Source organism: Chloracidobacterium sp., assembly GCA_016715795.1.
In the GTDB taxonomy this organism is placed as follows: Bacteria; Acidobacteriota; Blastocatellia; order Pyrinomonadales; family Pyrinomonadaceae; genus OLB17.
On the sequence record JADJXP010000002.1, the window covers coordinates 1313455 to 1333282 of the forward strand.

The 19828-nt window shown below is 57.6% G+C and carries 15 protein-coding genes; 1 reads left to right on the forward strand and 14 read right to left on the reverse strand.

What is annotated here, in order from left to right; genetic code table 11:
* Positions 1-64 precede the first annotated feature (64 nt).
* The 11 genes from lptB to ftsY form a co-directional block, all read right to left on the reverse strand.
* Positions 65-826, reverse strand: a complete 762-nt coding sequence (gene lptB, locus IPM59_10995) for an LPS export ABC transporter ATP-binding protein (protein MBK9216106.1) — start codon at positions 824-826, stop codon at positions 65-67.
* A gap of 6 nt (positions 827-832) precedes the next feature.
* A complete protein-coding gene (gene lptC, locus IPM59_11000; GenBank protein MBK9216107.1) occupies positions 833-3421 on the reverse strand; it encodes an LPS export ABC transporter periplasmic protein LptC in 2589 nt (862 codons plus the stop codon).
* Complete coding sequence (gene recJ, locus IPM59_11005; GenBank protein ID MBK9216108.1) at positions 3414-5126, reverse strand: single-stranded-DNA-specific exonuclease RecJ; 1713 nt, start codon at positions 5124-5126, stop codon at positions 3414-3416. Before recJ ends, lptC begins: the two co-directional genes overlap by 8 nt.
* An 8-nt stretch (positions 5127-5134) precedes the next feature.
* The gene (locus IPM59_11010; GenBank protein ID MBK9216109.1) at positions 5135-6028 is read right to left on the reverse strand and encodes an undecaprenyl-diphosphate phosphatase; all 894 of its coding nucleotides are present in this window, start codon (positions 6026-6028) and stop codon (positions 5135-5137) included.
* Between the two features lie 92 nt (positions 6029-6120).
* Complete coding sequence (locus IPM59_11015; protein ID MBK9216110.1) at positions 6121-6891, reverse strand: SDR family NAD(P)-dependent oxidoreductase; 771 nt, start codon at positions 6889-6891, stop codon at positions 6121-6123.
* Positions 6888-7139: a hypothetical protein gene (locus tag IPM59_11020; protein MBK9216111.1), complete on the reverse strand. Its 252-nt coding sequence runs from the start codon at positions 7137-7139 to the stop codon at positions 6888-6890. The genes IPM59_11015 and IPM59_11020 overlap by 4 nt, the downstream gene beginning before the upstream one ends.
* Positions 7140-7168: 29 nt before the next feature.
* Positions 7169-8638, reverse strand: a complete 1470-nt coding sequence (locus tag IPM59_11025) for an aminotransferase class V-fold PLP-dependent enzyme (GenBank protein MBK9216112.1) — start codon at positions 8636-8638, stop codon at positions 7169-7171.
* A complete protein-coding gene (locus IPM59_11030) occupies positions 8635-10296 on the reverse strand; it encodes a ribonuclease J (protein ID MBK9216113.1) in 1662 nt (553 codons plus the stop codon). Before IPM59_11030 ends, IPM59_11025 begins: the two co-directional genes overlap by 4 nt.
* Positions 10297-10401: 105 nt before the next feature.
* Positions 10402-11178, reverse strand: coding sequence for a ribosomal RNA small subunit methyltransferase A (gene rsmA / locus IPM59_11035; GenBank protein MBK9216114.1), 777 nt, complete (start codon positions 11176-11178; stop codon positions 10402-10404).
* 9 nt (positions 11179-11187) lie between these two features.
* A complete protein-coding gene (gene ribD, locus IPM59_11040) occupies positions 11188-12255 on the reverse strand; it encodes a bifunctional diaminohydroxyphosphoribosylaminopyrimidine deaminase/5-amino-6-(5-phosphoribosylamino)uracil reductase RibD (protein MBK9216115.1) in 1068 nt (355 codons plus the stop codon).
* A 48-nt stretch (positions 12256-12303) separates the two neighbouring features.
* Complete coding sequence (gene ftsY, locus IPM59_11045) at positions 12304-13338, reverse strand: signal recognition particle-docking protein FtsY (GenBank protein ID MBK9216116.1); 1035 nt, start codon at positions 13336-13338, stop codon at positions 12304-12306.
* A 117-nt stretch (positions 13339-13455) separates the two neighbouring features.
* On the opposite strand from ftsY, the gene IPM59_11050 reads away from it, so the two are divergent.
* Complete coding sequence (locus tag IPM59_11050) at positions 13456-13941, forward strand: molybdopterin-dependent oxidoreductase (protein MBK9216117.1); 486 nt, start codon at positions 13456-13458, stop codon at positions 13939-13941.
* Positions 13942-14475: 534 nt separating this feature from the next.
* Here IPM59_11050 and IPM59_11055 read toward each other — a convergent pair.
* The 3 genes from IPM59_11055 to IPM59_11065 all read right to left on the reverse strand — a co-directional run bounded on the left by IPM59_11055 (position 14476) and on the right by IPM59_11065 (position 19814).
* Positions 14476-16119: a hypothetical protein gene (locus tag IPM59_11055; protein ID MBK9216118.1), complete on the reverse strand. Its 1644-nt coding sequence runs from the start codon at positions 16117-16119 to the stop codon at positions 14476-14478.
* Positions 16120-16146: 27 nt separating this feature from the next.
* Positions 16147-17958: an HD domain-containing protein gene (locus IPM59_11060; GenBank protein ID MBK9216119.1), complete on the reverse strand. Its 1812-nt coding sequence runs from the start codon at positions 17956-17958 to the stop codon at positions 16147-16149.
* Between the two features lie 125 nt (positions 17959-18083).
* The gene (locus tag IPM59_11065) at positions 18084-19814 is read right to left on the reverse strand and encodes a S41 family peptidase (protein MBK9216120.1); all 1731 of its coding nucleotides are present in this window, start codon (positions 19812-19814) and stop codon (positions 18084-18086) included.
* Positions 19815-19828: the final 14 nt, after the last annotated feature.

Consider the following 19828-nt stretch of genomic DNA (forward strand, 5'->3'; position numbering starts at 1 on the left):
TATGCAAGAACCGTTCCTAAGGCGACATTATAGCGACTTCATTGCAAAATGGGAAAGCCTGACCTCACAGCACAAAACGCTCGCCGAGATACAAGCGCTTCACCTCGTCGTCGTTTACGAGTTCGTCTGGGCGGCCGGTGCGCAAGATGTGGCCTTCACTCATTATGTAGGCGCGGTCGGTGATGCCGAGCGTTTCGCGGACGTTGTGGTCGGTGATGAGGATACCGATGCCCTGGCTCTTGAGATAGAGGACCGTGTCGCGGATATCGTCGATGGCGATCGGGTCAATGCCCGCGAAGGGCTCGTCGAGGAGGATGAATTGCGGTTCGGCGGCGAGGCATCGCGCGATCTCGACGCGACGGCGTTCACCGCCCGACAGCGCCGCCCCCATAGTCCTTCGAACATCGGCGATGCCAAATTCGGTAAGTAGCTGCTCAAGCCGCTCCAATCTCTCGCTGCGCCGTAAGCGGCGACTTTCGAGCACGGCCAGAATATTCTGTTCCGCCGTCAGCTTTCTAAAGACCGATGGCTCCTGCGGCAGATACCCTAGACCGAGCCGGGCTCGTAGATACATGGGCAAACCTGTAACGTCCCTGCCCATCAGTGTTATCTTGCCTGATTCGGTCGATTCAAGGCCGACGAGCATGTAAAAGGTCGTCGTCTTTCCCGCCCCGTTGGAACCAAGTAGTCCGACCACCTCACCACGGCTGACCTCGACGGAGACACCGTCGACAACACGCCGGCCGCTATAGGTTTTCTGCAGCCCATGCCCGATCAGCGACGCCTCGCCCGCGCCATTTGATATCGCTCCATCAGAAGTTGTCATTGAGATCTATTGATTGACCTTGTAAACCGAGCGTGTCCTGCCCGCCAAATTACCTGCGCGCACACGCGACTCTATCGCAACTCTATTCTCTTTCAACCGAAACGTCATTTCGCGTCCCTGCAACGAGCCGCGTTCTGCGTCAACAATGGTCGCAGGTTCGCCTCGAATTACGGCCACCTCATCCGCACTGGTAAACTGTGCCCAGTCGCCCGTCGCCCGCCGGCCGGGTTGGGTTAGAACGACATCGTTTTCCGCGACGGTTCTTATTACATCGTTATGCTCGTCGACGAAAATGTCAGCGGCAGAGGCTGTTAGACGGTCGCTCCCCTGCCTGATGTCGACAGCCGATGCATATCGCAGTCGGCGTTCATCACGCTGATAGATCAGGCTGCCCGCCGACGCATAAACCGGAACTGAGCGAATGCGTTGACCGGCCTTAGCATTGTAAAGGACGGTCTCGACCCGCCCTTCCGCCTTGAGGCGGCCAATCTTCTCGTCAAGAAAAAGATTCTCTGCTCGGATGTAGTTGTCCCCTTGCCACGCTCGAGCGTTACCACGGTATAAGCCGTTCTCATGCGCGTGATCGAATTCAGCTTCTTCTGCCGTAATGAAAAACGGCTTTTCATTTGACGAGAATGGGGCCGCATTCGAGGCTCGCTTCAGGGAATAATATGTCGTCCTTACCTTGCCGCGAAAATAGGATCGCTCACCTCGCGTATCAATGTCGATCTCCCGTGCTTTCGCCCGGCCACTGTCGTTCCAGAAGGTTGGCTCAGCCCCTCTCAGCCTCACAACCTCATCGTCTTGCGTAAACGCGATCTCTGACGCCGAAGCATTGCGGTCGAGTTCGTTGAATTTCGCACCGCCCGCTGCCTTAAGCACAGCGATGTCACCTGTTTTGTCGTTAAATCGAACGGTTAGCTGATCGCATGTGAGATTTTGCGTTCCCCTTTTCTCCGTAGCGACCGCCGGAATGCGTGTGACCTTGGCGTGTCGCCCCGCAACGCAGGCCTCGACCTTATTGCCATATGCCGAGAAGTCGCAATCGAATCGAGGAGCGGCCACCGTCGTCCGATAGCTCCCGGGCACACGATTCAACGGAGTAACATCGAGTTCGGCGTCCCCGGCCGCCTCCAAACGGTGAACATATCCGCCGCGGCCAAAAACTGTACGAACGGCGTCAGCGGTCAGCCGTTTATTCGCGGCATCAGGGCTCTCGCCCTTCGCGTTCAGATCGATGGTCGTCCGGCCGTCCGTTCTGATCGCCTCTACAACACCATCAGTGCCAAACCTGGCGCCGATCCCCCGAAGGGCCGTGCCGCTCATAATCGCTCCCTGCGTTGCAGCGGTTGGTACGACCTCGAATGAACTCTTACCGATAGCGTTCGCGTTAAGAAGCGCACCGGAATCGGTAAAGTCGGCATTCAACTCCGGCGCGGCTATCGAAATGCTGCGTTCTGCCGTTACCCTTCTAATACGAGCGTCGCCGCGAGCAACGGCACTTCGCACTTTGCCCCCGGGCTCAACGGCGGCGTCAACGGAATCCGCATTGATCCGGTCGTTGCCTTGCGTGATGTCGACCGAGCCCTCCAATGCCACGGTGCCCGCGGAGCGTGAGTACGTCCCCTCGACAGCCGTAGCATGTGATCCGTCCGCGACGATCCGCACGCCCTCCCGAAACTGGAATCGGTCGGTTGACGAGTCAGAACTCGCATAGCCGGACTCGATGGTCGTCGCTCGGCCCTCGGATGCCGAGAACGCGATCCGGACAGTATCGAAGAGCTCGATACCCTTAAACTTCGATCGATTCGCAGTTCCCGTGTCGAGGCTCGCCATCGCCCTTCCTGAACTAATGTCGATCGGGATTGAGTTCCCCTGAGCCAACCGCGCGTTCAGGCCATTGCGAAACTCGATGAGGCCTACCCCTAAATCAAAAGATGCGTAGCCCGAGTTTACCTTGAGATTGGCTGCGCCTCCTGACGCGAGCGTCTCGATCTCAACATCGCGGAGTAGCTCCACTCGCTTGTCGCCGATCTTGAAGCTCGCGCCGAACGACCTGCCCTTTAGGCCATCTCGCTCGAATTCGATAGATTCATCAGCATCCGCAACGTCATTCTTTCTGTCGTAGATCAGGTTGTTCGTCTTTACCGTGAGCCGGTCTCGCGTCTCGATGCTGACGTTCCCATTAAGGTAGGCGGTGAAGGCTTTGGCGTCCTCCGGAATATAAACAGCCGTGGCGGCGCGTAGCTTGTCAGCAGACGTGCCGTCAGCGTCGAAAACCTCAAGATAAATGTTGGTAAACTCCTGATGATTGTCGGAGAAGGTTTTAGCATAGTCGGCCGTGATCCGATACTGCGGGACACCGTTCTCAGATTCAAGGCGATCGTACCCGCTGACCTCCGCAGTTACCTCGGTCGACAACTGCGTGTGTTCGCTGCGAAGTTTGAACGTCGAACGTGAACCGGCACTAAAGAACCCGACTACGACTGCGAGCACCGCGGCGGCCGCGGCAACGACCGCAGCAACCCTAAGATATCGAGGCAGTTGGGCCCGCCATTTGTAACCTTCCAGGATCTTGCGCTCCGCATCAACCATCGTTTGAATTATCGGCCCTCATGCCCTCGACGACAAGTTGCAGCCGCCTGTTTCCCTGCCATACATTGGCCTCGGGGACGTAAGCTATTTCGATGCGGCTGCCACGGTTGAGCGTTTGCCCACTTGCACGCTCGACACCGTCCCACCAAACGGCTTCAAATTGGCGTCCATCCTCATCTGTAAGCTTCAACTTCAAATGCTTGTCCTTCATGACCCAGGGCTCTTCGCGAAGTATAAGGCCACGCGTGAGGAAGATCGGCTTTGGATTGCCCGCACCAAATGGTTCAAAAGCAGCAAGGTCATCAATGAGGTTCAACGTAAGGCTTTCTGGCGTGACCAAGGCGTCGATCGTTAGTTCGGGGATCAGGGCGTCGTCTGTCAGAACGGTCGCGGCATGCCGGTTCAGTCGCGTCCTAAGGTCCGCAATATTTTCCGCAGGGATCTTCATTCCGGCGGCCGCAGCGTGGCCACCATACTGTTCGAATAGGTCCTCGCACGTATCCAGAGCTTCAAGGAGATGAAAGTCTGGTATTGAACGGGCACTGCCATGCCCGATACCTTCCTGTAATGAAATAACGATCGTCGGTCGGAATAGCCGTTCCGCAATGCGAGACGCCGCCAATCCGATCACGCCCTGGTGCCAGCCATCTCCGGCGACGACGATGAAATGCTTGCCTTCATGGCTTTCCGTCTCCGCAAGCGCGAGTTTGGTGATGTGCTGCTGCATCCGCTGACGTTCGCGGTTGCGGCTGTCGAGCAGCAACGCCAACTCGCGGGCCGTGCTATAGCCCTCGCTTTCAAAAAGCTCAACCACATGGCGAGCAACGTCCATCCGTCCCGCAGCGTTGATCCGGGGCCCGATGCGGAAGCCGATGTGCATGCTCGTCATGTCCGAGCGGCAATCCGACACCTCCATTAGGGCTTTCAAGCCCCAATTGTCGGTCTTTGGCAGATCGAGCAGGCCCAAGGCCACGATCGCGCGGTTCTCTCCGGTAAGGTCCATCACATCCGCCACCGTGCCAATGGCGGCGATCTTGAGGAATTGCGGAACCTCGGCCTCAAGCCCATTCTCACGCAGCAATGCATGTGCGAGCTTGAAGGCAACACCAACGCCCGCGAGGTTCTTGTCGGGATAGAGGCAGCCGGGCTGGTTTGGGTTGATGACGGCGGCCGCGAGCGGATTGCCCTTATCTGCGTCGGACAAATGGTGGTCTGTAACGATCACATCCAGGTCGTTCGCCGCCGCCCACTTCAGCGGCTCGAAGCTCCGGATACCGCAATCGACACTAATAACGAGCGATACGCCGCCCTTTTGGGCAGCCTCAAGGGCCGGAATATTGATGCCATAACCCTCCGTGAATCGATTTGGAACGTGGAATGTCGAATCCGTGCCCAAGAGCGAAAGCATCCTACGCAACAGCACTGTTCCCGTCGTGCCGTCAACGTCGTAATCGCCCCAGATCATTATCTTCTCGCGATTGTCGATAGCTTTCTGAATGCGCGTAACCGCCTCTCGCATTCCCTTAAGCAGGTATGGTTCGTGGAGTTGTTCGGGTGAAGGATTAAGAAATACTCTGGCCTTGTCAGGCGTGTCGTGTCCTCGTGCGATCAGCAGGGCAGCGATAAGCGGTTTGACACGCAGTTCAGCGGCAAACTTATTTACCGCGCCCGCATCGTGTTTCCTGATCGACCATTTCTTCTGCACGTGGAGCCCTACTTTACTACCGGATCTATCACTTCCTGCGAAAGGAGGACAAGAATGAGAACACCGAGAATGACGCGGTAGATAACAAAGACCATTGTCGAATTGCGACGCAGGAATGCAAGAAGGAACCAGATCGAGAGATACCCGACAAAACCCGCGACGATCACGGCCACAAGCAATGGCATAAATGTCTCAGAAGGCAGTATCCGAAGCGCCTCACGGAGTTCGAGCAAGCCGCTGCCGGTTATCGCGGGGATCGACAGTAAGAACGAGAATCTGGCCGCCGTTTCGCGTTTCTCATTCACCAACAGGCCGCCCATAATGGTCGATCCTGAACGGCTCGCTCCCGGCATTAGCGCGAGAACTTGGCAAAAACCCTGAACTAGAGCATCCGTAAGCCCGAGATGACGGATATCCTTACGTTGTTTCCCGACACGCTCTGCAATTACCAGCATGACTGCGACGGCGATGAGCATTGACGCAATGAACCACAGGTTCTTTGTGCCCGGCCCTTCAATAAACTCCTTTGCAAGAAAACCGACCGCACCGATAGGTATCGAGCCGATGACGATCAGCCAACCGAGCCACGACTCAGGTGAAAGGAACACCGGCCGGTTGCCGTCAGTGCCGGAGAATCGCATCTTTCGGCTGCTAAAGAGCAGATTCCAGTGGTCCCGCGAGAACGCAGTTACAATTCCCCAAATATCGCCTGCAAAATAAACAAACACTGCTGCGAGCGTTCCCAACTGAATGACGGCCATCGTCGCGGTCGTCATCTGCGCGTCTCCATCGTAGATGCCTGTCCAGCGACTCGCAAACACAAGATGCGCCGTGGAACTGATCGGAATGAACTCCGTCAGCCCCTGAACAATACCTAGAATGATCGCGTGAAGAAAGTTCATTGTGCCGGTCGGTTAATTGTGAGTTATTGCCCGCGGATTATCAATCCACGCCACACGTCTTGAAATCTGACAAAAGTCGGTGTCAAGCGGATCTATTCCCGATAGCTTGAGCGGGTGGCAATCCGGTCGTAGAGCCACGACGGCATTAGCTTACCGGCACGGACGATCGTTGCCAATCGCCACGGAAACGCCGCAAATCGCTTTTTTCTCTCAATAGCCTTTATAAACAACGGCGTCGCATCATCAAGTTCCATCAGGAAAGGCATTTTTGCCGCACGGCCTGAAGTAAGGGGCGTTCTGATAAACCCTGGCTGAATGATCGTAACGTCAATGCCCTTATGCTTGACGTCGAGTCGGACACTCTCGAAAAACGCGGTCATTCCGGCTTTGCTGGCCGAATACGCCGCGCTTTTGGGCAGGCCGCGAAAACCAGCGAGGCTCGATATCGCCACAAGATGCCCGCTGCCGCGCTTCAGCATAGACGGAAGCACGGCGTGCACAGCGTTTGCCGCACCGAGCAGGTTTATATCGACCACTTTCTTGACCGCGGTCGGCTGCAGCGAGCGTGTTTCCCGGTTGTTCCCTCCGATACCTGCGTTCGCGATCAGGATGTCGATATGTTCGAACTCGTGGATAAAGTCGTCAACCGCGTGCTGAACGGCATCGTCATCGGTGACGTCGGCCGCGAATGATCGAGCGGTTCCGCCGGCCTTTTCACACGTATGCTTCAGTTTGTCGAGAAGGTCCTTACGCCGGGCCAGGAGCCCCAGCGTTGCCCCTCTCTTAGCCAGCTCGACCGCCAATGCCTCGCCGATGCCGCTCGATGCGCCGGTAAGGAATACTCGTCTGCCGTGCCAGTTCATGAGTTTCTGGTGTCGGCCTCGTGTGGTCTAATGCTTATCACGCCGGCCTCCGATTCGTGCCGTTCTTCGAGTTCGATATCGCGGCCGTGGGCCTTTCGGACCTCACGAAGCCGGTTGTTGATCGGTGTAAGGAAAGCGAATACGACCGGACCGATAACAATGAGAACGATCAAATGGGCGATGAGGCTTTGACCAAAACCGATGCCAATGCCCGCGAGCACCGCTTTGATCACGAACAAAGCGATCACGGAGATGATTATGGTGACGACCCCAAAGGCTACTGGTTCGCATTAGCGACCTCCTTCTTTAGGATCCCAAGCAACATATCGACGTTTTCGATATGCGTCCGGAACGCCAGACAAGCAAACCGCAATGTGAACTTGCCGTCCAACATCGTCGATGAGATGAAGATCCGGCCGTCAGCGACGACCGCGTCCAGCAGCCGCTTGTTGAATTCATTTGCATCGCCGGTGCTCGGTATGTATCTGTACGTGACCACGGACAGTTCCGGCTCGATATCGCTCTCGAACCCAAGTTTCTGGACCTCAGCGTGAAAATATTTCGCGAGCAGCAGCTTCTCTTCAAGGCACGCTCGGAATGGAGCAATGCCATGGAGCTTCAGCGGCAGCCACAGCCGAAGGCCGCGGAAATGTTTGGTCAGTTCCGGCGACACTTCTGCAGGCGAGAGTTCGTCCGGCGCCGCGAACGCGTCCTGCATATAGGCCGCATCAAATGCATAAGCCCCCTTCAGGTCCTCGACGTTCTTCACCAACACGACACCAAGCCCATACGGCAGGAACAGCCCCTTGTGCGGATCGATTATCAGCGAATCAGCGAGGTCGAGGCCCTTTAGCTTCTGCTTGCCTTCGTTGGTCAGGATAAAGAAACCGCCGTATGCAGCGTCGATGTGATACCAAAGGCCGTGTCGTGCTGCGATCGCCCCGAGTTCGGGCAGAGGGTCTATCGCACCGACGTCAGTTGTGCCGGCGGAGGCCACCAAGAGGAATGGGCTCAGTCCGTCGGCCTTGTCCTTCTCGATCTGAGCCGACAGATCGCCGCTCCTCATCCGATATTTCTCGTCGAGCTTGATGTATCTGACCGGACACTCGGCTAGGCCCGCGACCTTTATTGCTTTCGCGACCGAATGGTGGGTCTGTCTTGACAGATAAATGACCGAACGACTTACGTCGGCAGACTTAACGTTACGGCTGTCGCGGGCCGCGACGATCGCGATCATGTTTGCGAGGCTGCCGCTCGTCGTGAGATTGCCGTGCGAGCCCTCACCGTAGCCGACAAGGTCACACATCCAACGGATGAGCATATTCTCGACGCGAACAGCGCCGGGCGAAGCGTAAAACACGCCCGCGTAACGGTTAAAGACGTCCGCCAGATAATCGCCCAGTGCGGCGTAATAGATACCGCCGCCCGGAATGTATGCCAGATGGCCCCCACTCGCCGGATTGAGGCCCGGCGTATCGACATTCTCTCTTATCAGTTCGAGCGCCGCGGTGATATCTATGCCATCGTCAGCGATCGGCGAGCCAAGAATTCCGCGGCCCTTGTCGTCGGTTTTGTTGTATGCGTTGAGCGACCCGACCGTGTTCAGAAACCCCTCTGCGTAATTGAGCACAGGCTCACGCATCCCGGCTCGTTCACCTGCGTCCGGTTCGAGTCGGCGTGCTTTCTCCTCAAGGGCAGCAAGCCGTGATCGTATGTCACGGGCAACTTCCTTTCCAGCCTCATTCATACTTCTACTACGGTCGTGATGATCACAGGTTTCGAACTAAGGTCCTTTTGAGCGATCCGTTTGAGGTGCAACCGGAGATTCTCACGGAATACATTCCGGTCGGCGATCTGTTCCGGTTTCATCTCTCGAACCGCGTCACCAATTGCCCCGCGTGCGTCCGCGATAAAGCCGTTCGTCGGATCGAGGCCGGCGACCCCTGAAAGAGTGATCTGTGGGTCACCGACCAATGAATGGCGCTTCTTATCGACGGTTACGACGAGCGAGATCATGCCGCCGTACGCAAGCTTCTTCCGCTCGCGGATGATGTCGTACTCAACCTCTTCCATCGATTCTTCATCGATAAAGGTCTTGTGCAGGTCGTGCTTCTCTACCACACGGGCTCCATACTCATCGATCTCGAGCAGTTCGCCGTTCTCGATCAGGATAATGTCATTGTCGTCGTAGCCCGCGACATGGTTCTTGATGAACTCCTTTTGGCGAAAAAGCATTCGGTACTCGCCGTGGATCGGAACGACGTATTTCGGCCGCGATGTCTCGACCATTATCTTGATATCTTCCTGCGAGGCGTGGCCGCTGACGTGGACGAGGCGGCGCTTTTCCTCAATGATATTCGCCCCACGTTTGTAAAGGTGGCCGATGAGCCGGCTGATGTTTTTCTCGTTGCCGGGAATGATCCGCGCTGAAAGCACGACCGTGTCACCCTTTCCAATCTCAAGCCCTTTATAGGTGGTCGTCGCAAGATTCCATAGTGCCGCTCGCATCTCGCCCTGCGAACCGGTGACCAGATAGCAAATGTCCTCGTCATCCAACGCCCGTGAGCCGCCAAGATCGACCAGAGTATCACCCGTTACCTTGAGCAAGCCCAAGTCAGTAGCGATCTCGACATTCTTTTGCATCGAGCGGCCCAGAACACACACACGGCGGCCGTATTCGTGCGCGACATCAAAGATTATTTGCAGGCGATGCAGCGACGACGAAAATGTCGAGACGAACAATCGGCCGGGTGCCTCGTCGAATATCTCTTCAAACGCCGGGATCACCGCCTGTTCTGACGGCGTCCTGCCGGGAACGGTCGCATTCGTCGAATCGCACAGCAGAGCCAGCACACCTTCGTCGCCTACGCGACGCAGCATTTCGAGATCATACGGTTTACCAATGACCGGCGTATCGTCGATCTTGTAGTCGCCCGTGTGGACAAGCGTTCCGGCAGGCGTATGGATCGCAAGCGAGAAACATTCGACAAGCGAATGCGAGGCGTGAATGAATTCGATCTCAAAGGCACCGATGGTTACGCGATCGCCGGCCCTGACACGGTGCATCAGCACCTCGTCGAGCATGCCGAATTCTTCAAGACGCTTCTCGGTCAGAGCGAGCGTAAAGCGCGACGAATAAACCGGGAGATTGAACTTGCGCAGGATATACGACAACGCACCGATGTGGTCCTCGTGGCCGTGTGTCAATATGATGGCAGTAAGGTCGTCACGATACTCTTCGAGAAAATCAAAATTTGGTATCGAGATATCGACACCATACGGCGTCTCTTCCGGAAAACCCATGCCGGCATCCACGACGATCATTTCGTCACCGTAGCGAATGCCCATGCAGTTCATTCCGAATTCGCCGATACCGCCAAGCGGAATTATCTCGATCTTGCTCATATCAAACGGTGAAGTATAGCACAGGAAGTTTGAGGGCCCGGGCGACGATAGCTCGTACCTAAGGCTCGCGCCGACATCGCGTGGTCCGATCCGGATCGTAACGCCTCAGTTTGGCTTGCCGGCCTCTTTTATTGCGGCAAATAGCGAATGCCACTCGGCGAGAGTAAGAGTTTCCGCGCGGCGGCTGCCGTCGATCTTGGCGGCTGCAAGGGTCTCGGCGGCGTTCAAGACACCGGTTTTGAGATTATTCAGCAGCGTTTTTCGTTTGTGGGCAAAGGCAATGCTCACTAGGCGGAGAAAGGCGGCCTCATCGACAGTTCGAGGCTTTGGGACCAATCTCACAACGGAACTCCAGACCTTTGGCGCGGGCGAAAAGGCTTTTGGCGGGACGTCAAACAGCCTTTCTGCCTCGAATGCATTCTGTGCCAGCACGCTGAGATAACCGCGGGGCTTGGTTGCGGGTGCGGCAATGATGCGATCGACGACCTCGCGCTGGAACATCAGCACCATTGCGGCGATATCCTCTCGCCGGGCGGCGAGACGCCGAAGGATCGGCGTGGCGATATTATAGGGCAGGTTGCCGATCAGCTTGTATTTTCCGCGGCCGATACGCGCAATGTCGAGTTCCAGCACGTCGGCATGGACAACGTGAAAGTTATTCGCCGCAAAAAATCTTTTTTTCAGCCCCTCGATCAGGTCGCCGTCAAATTCGACAGCGAACACGCGGCCGGCGGCATCGATCAAATGTTCCGTAAGGGCGCCCGTGCCGGGGCCGATCTCGAGGACGGCATCGCGCTCGGTCAGATCGAGGGCATCGACGATGCGGTGGGCGGCGTCGGCGTCGCGGAGGAAGTTTTGGCCCAATGATCTCTTGGCTTTCATCGGCAAAAGCTAAACGCGCGGATAGCCCGTGATCTCAAAACAATCGCCGTGGCGGGCAATGTCGACGTCCTTTAGGTGAAATGCATCGGCGAGCGATGCGGCGCCACGGCCGGCGACGGCAGCGGGAGCGTCTCCGCCGCCGATGATGACGGGAGCGATGAAAAAGGTGACCTTATCGACGAGGCGGGCATCGATAAATGATCCCGCGACGGCGGCGCCGCCTTCGACGAGGACGCTTTGAATATCATTCTCACGAAGATCGGCGAGCACGGCTGACAGATCGCGGGCATCGGTCGGAAAAAAGCGCACGCCGGCATCGACAAGCGCTTCCGAAACGCTGATCTCGCCGTCATCGGAGAACAAAAACGTCGGAACGTCCCTTGCGCTCGTGACGATCATCGCGTCGAGCGGCGTTTGCGTCCGGTTATCGAGCACAACGCGGACCAAAGGGCGCCGACGCGGCTTGCCGCTTCGGTCGGTGAGCGACGGATCGTCAACGATGGCGGTGTTTGCGCCGATCAGGATAGCGTCGTGCTCGTGTCTGAGGTCGTGGACGCGGCGAAGCGCGGCGTCGCTGGTCAGTTTGGCAGAGATTCCGCGGCCCGTGGAGATGCGGCCGTCGAGCGAGACAGCCATTTTCAGGTGGACAAAAGGCCGCTGCTTCCGGTGCCAGCAGATAAACTTCTCATTCTGCCGGGCTGCCTCGTCGGCGAGGATGCCTGTGGTTACATTGACACCGGCGCGGCGAAGCCGTTCAAAGCCGCGGCCCGAAACGAGTGGATTTGGGTCCTCGATGGGACATACTACGCGAGCGATGCCGGCTTCGATCAACGCTTCGGTGCAGGGCCGCGTGCGGCTGTGATGGTCGTGCGGCTCGAGCGAGACGTAAGCGGTCGCGCCCACGGAGCGTTTGCCTGCCATGGCCAGGGCAACGCCCTCGGCGTGGGTCACATTGTCGTAAATATAGCTTCCCTCGCCGACAACGTCACCTTCGGGCGAGACGATGACGCAGCCGACGAGCGGATTTGGGCTGACCAGGCCGACGCCCTCGGCGGCGAGAGCAAGAGCGCGCCGCATAAAGGCAGCATCCGCCGTGTCAATTTCTCCGTTCTCGGTTCTCAGCTTCTAGTTAAACAGCCCGTTGACGTAGTTTTCGGGGTCAAACACCATCAGATCTTCGGCCTGCTCGCCGACGCCGACGTAGCGGATCGGCAAATTGAGTTCCTTTGCGATAGCGACGGCGATGCCGCCCTTTGCGGTTCCGTCAAGCTTTGTCAGGACGATGCCGGTCACGTCGGCGGCCTTCATAAACTGCCGCGCCTGTTCGAGCCCGTTCTGCCCGGTGACGGCGTCGATGACCAATAATGTCTCATGCGGGGCTCCGGCGACCTCGCGGGCGGCGATGCGCTTCATTTTCTCTAATTCGGCCATCAGATTTGCCTTATTATGGAGCCTTCCGGCGGTATCGACGATCAAAACGTCGGTATTTCTTGCTTTGGCTGCCGCGAGCGCGTCAAAAAGCACGGCCGCGGGATCGGTTCCGTGGCGCTGCTGGATGATATCGACGCCGGCGCGCTCGGCCCATATCTCCAATTGATCGCCCGCGGCGGCCCTGAAGGTGTCAGCCGCGCAGATAAGCACGCCGTTGCCCTCGGCCTTTATTCGCCGGGCGAGTTTGCCGATGGTCGTGGTCTTGCCGACGCCGTTCACGCCCACGACCATCAGCACATATGGCCGAATACCATCGTCAATGCTCCGTTCGTCGGCGACGCCGCTCTCTTCGCTGTGGTGCAGGATGCCGAGCAGTTCCTGCTTGATCGCCGCCTTTAACGCCGCGAGGTCGCCGATCTCGGCGCGTGACACGCCGAGGCGGACGCGCTCAAGGATCTGCATCGTCGTGGCGACGCCGATATCGGTCGCGATGAGCATTTCTTCGAGCTCGTCGAGCAGGGCGTCGTCAATCTGCTTGCGCCCGTCAAAAACGGCGTCGAGCCGCGTATTTATCGTGTCGCGCGTCTTCTCAATGGCCCGATTGAACCTGACGCCCAGATCGCGCTCGGCGGCCGCCTCCTGTGCCTTTAGCTCCTCGACCGACCTGTCAAGCCCAAGCACCGACGCCGAATGCTTCTCGTCCCGATTTCTACGCCAAAATAACGCCATAAACGTAAGTTACACAGTATAAAGAATCGCCCCGCCGCCGCCAAACACGCCGCCGCCGCCCGCGAACTTGCCCGCCACGGCGAGCGTGATAAAATTGGCGTGTCCGCTTACTTTTTTATGAAAAATATACTTAACGCACTTCTCGTGGCCGCGTTTCTGGCGGCCGCAGCCTCGGTCGGCGTCGGCCAGGTAACGGTGGCAGGGCTCGACGGCAAGGAAACAAAGGTCGAAAAGGCCCAGATCGCAAAGCTAACGCGCGTCACGCTAAAGGTTTCGGACCACGGCAAGCCCGCGACGTTTGACGGCGTCGTGCTTGCCGACGTGCTAAAGCTCGCCGGCATTGAGTTTGGCGAGGCGCTTCGCGGCAAACGCCTCACCGAGTATCTCGTCGCCGAGGCAGCCGATGGTTACAAGGCCGTTTATTCGCTAACCGAGCTCGATGATTCGTTCACCGACAAAAAGGTGATCCTCGCCGACCGCCGCGACGGCAAGGATCTGCCCGAGAACGCCCGAAATTATCAGATCGTCGTCGAGGGCGACAAGCGCGCCGGCCGCTGGGTCCGCAGTGTCATAAAGCTCCGGATCGTAAAGACCGACCGCTAGGCCCGCGCCCGCCGCTCCGCGATAAATGGCCGCGTCATCGCTCCCAATGACGCAGCCACGCCCGCCCGCGCCCGATATTTTTGCCCGAAAATGTGACTTTTCGTTCCAAAGGACTCAGTTAGTGGCTCCAATAGATGAGTTATTGTCGCCAATGAGGTCCGCGTCCAATTGCGAAAAAATAACGAAAACTACGGCAATGTCTCGCAAACCGCGACCGTTACGGTAAATCCGTGACACCGGCGGCTTGCCGCTCTATTTGCGGAAAGGCTTGCCTTTCCGAACGAGTGCCAAATGCCTGCGGCTTGCCGCCGCCGGGACGTGAGGCGGCGGCAAGCCGCAGATGATCTTGCCAACGGAACGGAAAAGTAAACTTTTCCGCAAATAAAGCGGCACAGCCGCCCTGAAACCGCCGCCAATAGGAACGAAAAGTAAACTTTTCCGCGAGTAAAGCGGCTTGCCGCTCTATTTGCGGAAAGGCTTGCCTTTCCGAACGAGTGCCAAATGCCTGCGGCTTGCCGCCGCCGGAGCGTGGTTTTATGTCGCGAGATCGAGTTTGTCGGCCTTTTTGCTCAGCGCGTAGCCGAGAATGCACGAAAACACGACCGAAAGGTAGAATCCGAACATCGAGGCAAGGAATTTGGCGGGAATATTCCCCATCGCGGGCAGGTCAAAGGGCGAAAATACAAGCTCAAACACGCCCGAGACGACGCCCGACATCATCATCAGCAAAAAGCCCATCAAAAGGATCAGCGCATAGCTCCCGCCCAGCCTGCGGATCGTGTCGAGCCCGACAAGCGGATTGACCGCCGCCGCAAACGAACGCGTATAGCCCGCCACGGCACACGCCGCCGGGAAATAAAAGAAGCCCCACAACAGCGTAACGCCGCCAAGCAGCACAAAGATCACGCCGTAGCCGAGAATGCGTTGGATAAATGCCTGCTGCTCGGCCTGTCTGGTCTCGCTCGTCTTGCCGATGGCAGATTCGAGCTGCGCCTTGCGCTGCTGGTTGATCATTTCGCTGAGCTGCTCAAAGTGCTGCTCCTCGTCAAATGCCTGCGGCGGCTGATTCGCCTCGATCTCGGCGTCATTTCCGCTCTCGATCGCCTCAATTCGCCTGCGCTGGGCGTCATTTGCACGGTTTACCAGCTCGCGCACGGTCCGCGACTGCCGGGCGGCACTCTCGGCCATCGGCAATTGAGTGTTTGCGGCGGCAAAAGGCGTGTTCTGCGCCTCATTTATCTCGCCGCGCACCGCTCCGAGCACAAAAAAGATCGCCACCGCCATCACAATGACAAACGGCCCAAAGCTCGAAACATACGCGCCCAGGCTGAGGAAGAACGGATGCACGACATCGTCCCAGATATTGAAATCCTCGAAGGACGGCATAAAGTCAGCGTCAAATTTGCCCTGGACAAAGTTGTCAACCGTCGTCGCAAGCACGCCAAACCACAGCATATTTGCCAGCATAAAGCTGATAAGCGCCGCCGCAGCCAGAAAAATGCTGCCAAAACCGACCGCAAGCTGCCCCAGCGAGAACACAGCGAACATTACCGCACCGACGATGAGGCTGAACTTGAAGCGAACGGGATGCGCGAGCGCCTTTGCAAAGTCGCCAAAGCCGAATGCCTCCTGAGCGGCATTATTTCTGCGCTCGCTGACCGTCCGCGCGGCCGCGATCTTCTCGATTGACGAACACATGGCACCGCAAAACGGACAGATCTTGACCGTGCCGCCATAGGAATTAGGGCACGCGCGGCAAAAATGATTGTCACAGGTCTCGCAAACATACGCCGCCGGCGCATCGCCGTGCACCGCGCACACCGCGCTCGTGCCATTTTGGCCATTCGCCGGCCCGGCGCCGCCAAAAGTAGTATTTACGACACCAAAACCGGCGTCAGTTGACGCAGGCGCCGGTGCTACGCCGAGAATTTCGGTGTGCGTCGTGGTAATAACGGGCTTTGGCGGCTCGGCGGCGTCCTTTGCGTTAAAGAAACCCGTGAGCGCGGGCACTTTTCCCGCCTCGATCCAACGCAGATTTCCCTTTCGCACGCGATCGATACGCAAAAGCGAACCTTCGGCGATCCAATTCGCCATCTCGTCAAGGTTTGTCTCAAAAACCTCGCCGTTTGCCTCGACGTGCCATGTTTCGGCGGCTGTATTGGGAATCTCGAGTTCCATAGCGGGTGTTTCTGCGGCTGCGCGGGCTCAGGCAACCAGCCGGTCGAGCATGTTTTCCTCCAGATCGACATCGGCCGCGCGCCGCTCGGCCATCTGACGGACGATGCCGTTTGCCACTTCGCCCGCATTGCAAGCCTCAATTAAGGCCTCGACAACCTCAGATTGATAACGCGTGCCCACAAAACTGCGAAGCCGCTCGAGCGCGGCCCCAAGCTCCATTCCCTTCTGATACGGCCTGTCGATCGTCATCGCATCAAACGTGTCAGCGACCGACACGATCTTTGCCTGGAGAGGGATCTCATCGCCCGTCAGCCCCTGCGGATAGCCCTGGCCATTGACCATCTCGTGATGCATATACATTCCGGGCAGAAAATCCTTCATCGCAGGAATCTGCGACATTATCTTGTAGCCCTTCTGAGGATGCGTCTTCATTATCTCGAATTCTTCTTCGGTAAGCGCGGCAGGCTTTTTGAGAATGTTGTCGTCAACGGCGATCTTGCCGACATCGTGCAGCAGGGCGGAGATACGCAGTGTCTCAACCTCGTCATCGGGCAGGTTCATGCGACGCCCGATAGCGACCGATATGCGCGAAACACGCTCAGAGTGGCCGCGGGTGTACTTATCCTTGCCATCGATAGCCGCCGCGAGCGCCTTTACCGTGCCGACGAAGAGTTCGCGATTCTCCTCGGCGGCCTTTGCGAGCTTTGCGATCTGCTCCTCGATCTTGTCGGTCATCACGTTGAACGTCTCGCCCAGCGTGCCGATCTCCGTGACGCTGTTGACCTCGACGCGCGTCGAAAAATCACCGGCAGATATCTTCTGCGCCGCGCCTGCCAGCTTCATCAGCGGAGCGGTCATGAACCGCGCCCCGACAAACCCGACAACCAGCGCGGCAACCGCAAGGGCCATGCTGATCATCCACGCCGTGCGACGCATCTCGCCAACCGACGCAAGCGCCCGCGACTCATCCTGCATCGTGATCACGCCAAAACTCGTCCCATCCGGCATCCGCGCCGTCGAATACGCACCGATCATCTCGATCTTGTCGCCATTGTGATTAGCCGTAAAAGGCACGAGAGCCGATTGCACCTGCGTTCCGTCCTCAAGCCATTCCTGCACTATCTTTAGGTCGGCGAGCGGCTTTCGCGAGGCCGCATAAGATGGATCAGGATGAAAAACAGCTTCGCCGCTGCTGTCAACGGCGAATACTATCGGCAGCCCCTGACGCCAGAGGTCTTCGGCTCCAGTAGGTTCGATCCCAACCACGCTCTGCGCGATGGCTTGGAGCGAGGCAACCCCGACGATCCTGGCCGCATGGGCACCGTCGACAGTGACGTCCGAGGCAAAGGTCATCACCATCGCACCGGTCGATCCAATACGTTGGGGCAAGCCTATTCGGATCCCGCGCCTTCCGCCGGTGTCGAGACCGTCGGCGATAATGTCGACGTCGTTTCGCGATAAGGCCTCCGCGCGAAAGACGCTAAGAGATTCACCCTCGGCGGGCTTTAGGTAAACTGCCGCGAGATCTGCATTCTCACGCAGCATCGTGCCCAGCCGAGCTTCCGTCTGGTGTGACGTGACGACGCCTGCGTCGCGCGACAGTTCGAGCGCCGTTGCCAGGCTCGTTACGACCGAACTCATTCGCCGCCCAAACATCTCGATCTGCCGGGCCTTTTCCTGAACAAGCTGGATCTGGTACCGATTCTCCGCCGAACGGAGCTCCTTACCGCTTCTATCCGATAAAAACCAGCCCGTCAGCACATGCGGCACCAGCCCCACGACGAGAAGGGTGAGAATTACGAAATAGATCAGGCTGACCTTGCGGCTTGGCGGAGACATCGGCAGGTAGACGCGGACGGACCGCGTCTCATACTAGTCTAGCCGATTTCGAAGAAAACGGTCAACAGGTTTAAACACCGTGGAAATTACCGAAGACCCTGATGTGCGAACCTCCGGCGTCGGGGTCAGTTTAAGCGAGGATTGGCAGTCTGCCCGTCGAGACGGGCGCGCTCACCCTGAACTGCGAGCTGTCTTGCCTGCGGGAGCAGATCGATCGCCTTGAGCAGCTGATCGTCGTAATCGTTGTATACCTGAAACGACGTCTGAGAGCCGTAGGCAGCAGTCACAAGCTCGGTCCGAAGTGCACGTTCTACAAACTCGCGCTCCGGATCTAACTGGGCCGCCGTGAAGTGATATTTCGACGCAGCGAACTGCTTGAAAGCAGCGTAAACGCCCTCATTGATCGGAAAATCCGTCGCCTTCAGGTCGTAACCGTATCTTATAGGCCCGTCAACCTTGTATCCTTCAAAACCCTTGACCTTGCCAAGAGCGAGTTCCATTGCAAATGCGAATACCGGACTCGCGATCTTCTGCTGGAAACGGGCCCTTTCAATGGGGATCGTTCGTGGCTTCACAACAACGTCAGGGTCGATGCCGCCGCCGCCGTAAACGCTTCGGCCCGTGTCAGTCTTGCTCTCAGGACCCTTCGATCTGGGATCCGTATCGGAATCATCGCGAAAGCTTCCGCCGTCGGTCTGGTAGTTATACAGTTCTCCGTTCGAGTAGTCCCGCTGGATCTGACGTCCCGCGGGAGTCTGATATTTTGCGATCGTCAGTAGCAGCATCGAGCCGTAATCGAGTTGGAACGGATTCTGAACCAAGCCTTTGCCAAACGTATTCTCGCCAACGATCAATGCCCGGTCGTGGTCTTGCAGAGCACCGGCGAGGATCTCGGATGCTGAGGCCGTGCTGCGGTTTACGAGTATCACCACGGGTGACCGCTCCGGCGTCCTGTTTTGTGCCGGATATCTCTCATTAACGACCTCGATCCGGCCCCGCTGCGTAAAGATCGTCTGCCCCTCCGACAAGAACGCATTCGCCACGCGATATGCCTGCATGACCAGGCCACCGCCGTTATCACGCAGGTCGAGCACGAGCTGCTGCATTCCGGCCGCCTTAAGCTCTCGCATGGCCCCGACAAATTCGGCATAGGTCGTGGTATTGAATCCTTGACGCATCGCAACGTAGCCAACGCCCGGACGGATCATATATGCTTCACTGATAGACGGCTGGGCAACGGCATCGCGAATGATATCAACCGTCTCGCGCTTTCCCGTCGCCATTCGCTCGACCGTTACGCGTGCGAGAGTGCCTTGTGTTCCCCTGAGCTCGCCCCGAACCTCGCTGAACGACTTGCCCAACATCGACTTGCCATTAACGTCGACTATTTTGTCACCATACCTTAGCCCCGCGCGGTGCGCGGGTGCTCCGTCAAACGTCGCCTTGATATATGTGGCGATCACCTTCCCGTCCGGAGTGCTCAGATCACCGATCGTCGCACCGATGCCGAAATATCGGGAGCTCTGGTCGTTTCGAAACTGCTCATTCTCTTTGGCATCAAAGTAGCTCGAGTGTGGATCGAGCGTATGAAGAGCACCCTCGATCGACCTTTTGAATATCTCATCGTACTTGAGGGACTTACCGCCAACGTAGTTGCCCTCGATCGAAGCCAGAGCCTCGCGAAGATCGTCACGGATCGACTCGACCGAGGCCGGCCGCTCCGCGTTCGATTTAACGACAGCCTTCTCGGAACTCGGCGGGACGGCAGTAGTCGAGTTTCCCGGTTGAGCATAAACGAACCCCGACAGGAACAGGCTGAAGGTCAGCGCTATCAGGCCGAAACTATAATATTTCACAACAACCGGATCTC

Bases quoted from the DNA above. Each gene is read 5' to 3' on its own strand.
- lptB (MBK9216106.1), bottom strand. From the start codon at position 826: ATGACAACTTCTGATGGAGCGATATCAAATGGCGCGGGCGAGGCGTCG.
- lptC (MBK9216107.1), bottom strand. From the start codon at position 3,421: ATGGTTGATGCGGAGCGCAAGATCCTGGAAGGTTACAAATGGCGGGCC.
- IPM59_11010 (MBK9216109.1), bottom strand. From the start codon at position 6,028: ATGAACTTTCTTCACGCGATCATTCTAGGTATTGTTCAGGGGCTGACG.
- IPM59_11015 (MBK9216110.1), bottom strand. From the start codon at position 6,891: ATGAACTGGCACGGCAGACGAGTATTCCTTACCGGCGCATCGAGCGGC.
- IPM59_11025 (MBK9216112.1), bottom strand. From the start codon at position 8,638: ATGAATGAGGCTGGAAAGGAAGTTGCCCGTGACATACGATCACGGCTT.
- IPM59_11030 (MBK9216113.1), bottom strand. From the start codon at position 10,296: ATGAGCAAGATCGAGATAATTCCGCTTGGCGGTATCGGCGAATTCGGA.
- rsmA (MBK9216114.1), bottom strand. From the start codon at position 11,178: ATGAAAGCCAAGAGATCATTGGGCCAAAACTTCCTCCGCGACGCCGAC.
- ribD (MBK9216115.1), bottom strand. From the start codon at position 12,255: ATGCGGCGCGCTCTTGCTCTCGCCGCCGAGGGCGTCGGCCTGGTCAGC.
- ftsY (MBK9216116.1), bottom strand. From the start codon at position 13,338: ATGGCGTTATTTTGGCGTAGAAATCGGGACGAGAAGCATTCGGCGTCG.
- IPM59_11050 (MBK9216117.1), top strand. From the start codon at position 13,456: ATGAAAAATATACTTAACGCACTTCTCGTGGCCGCGTTTCTGGCGGCC.
- IPM59_11055 (MBK9216118.1), bottom strand. From the start codon at position 16,119: ATGGAACTCGAGATTCCCAATACAGCCGCCGAAACATGGCACGTCGAG.
- IPM59_11060 (MBK9216119.1), bottom strand. From the start codon at position 17,958: ATGTCTCCGCCAAGCCGCAAGGTCAGCCTGATCTATTTCGTAATTCTC.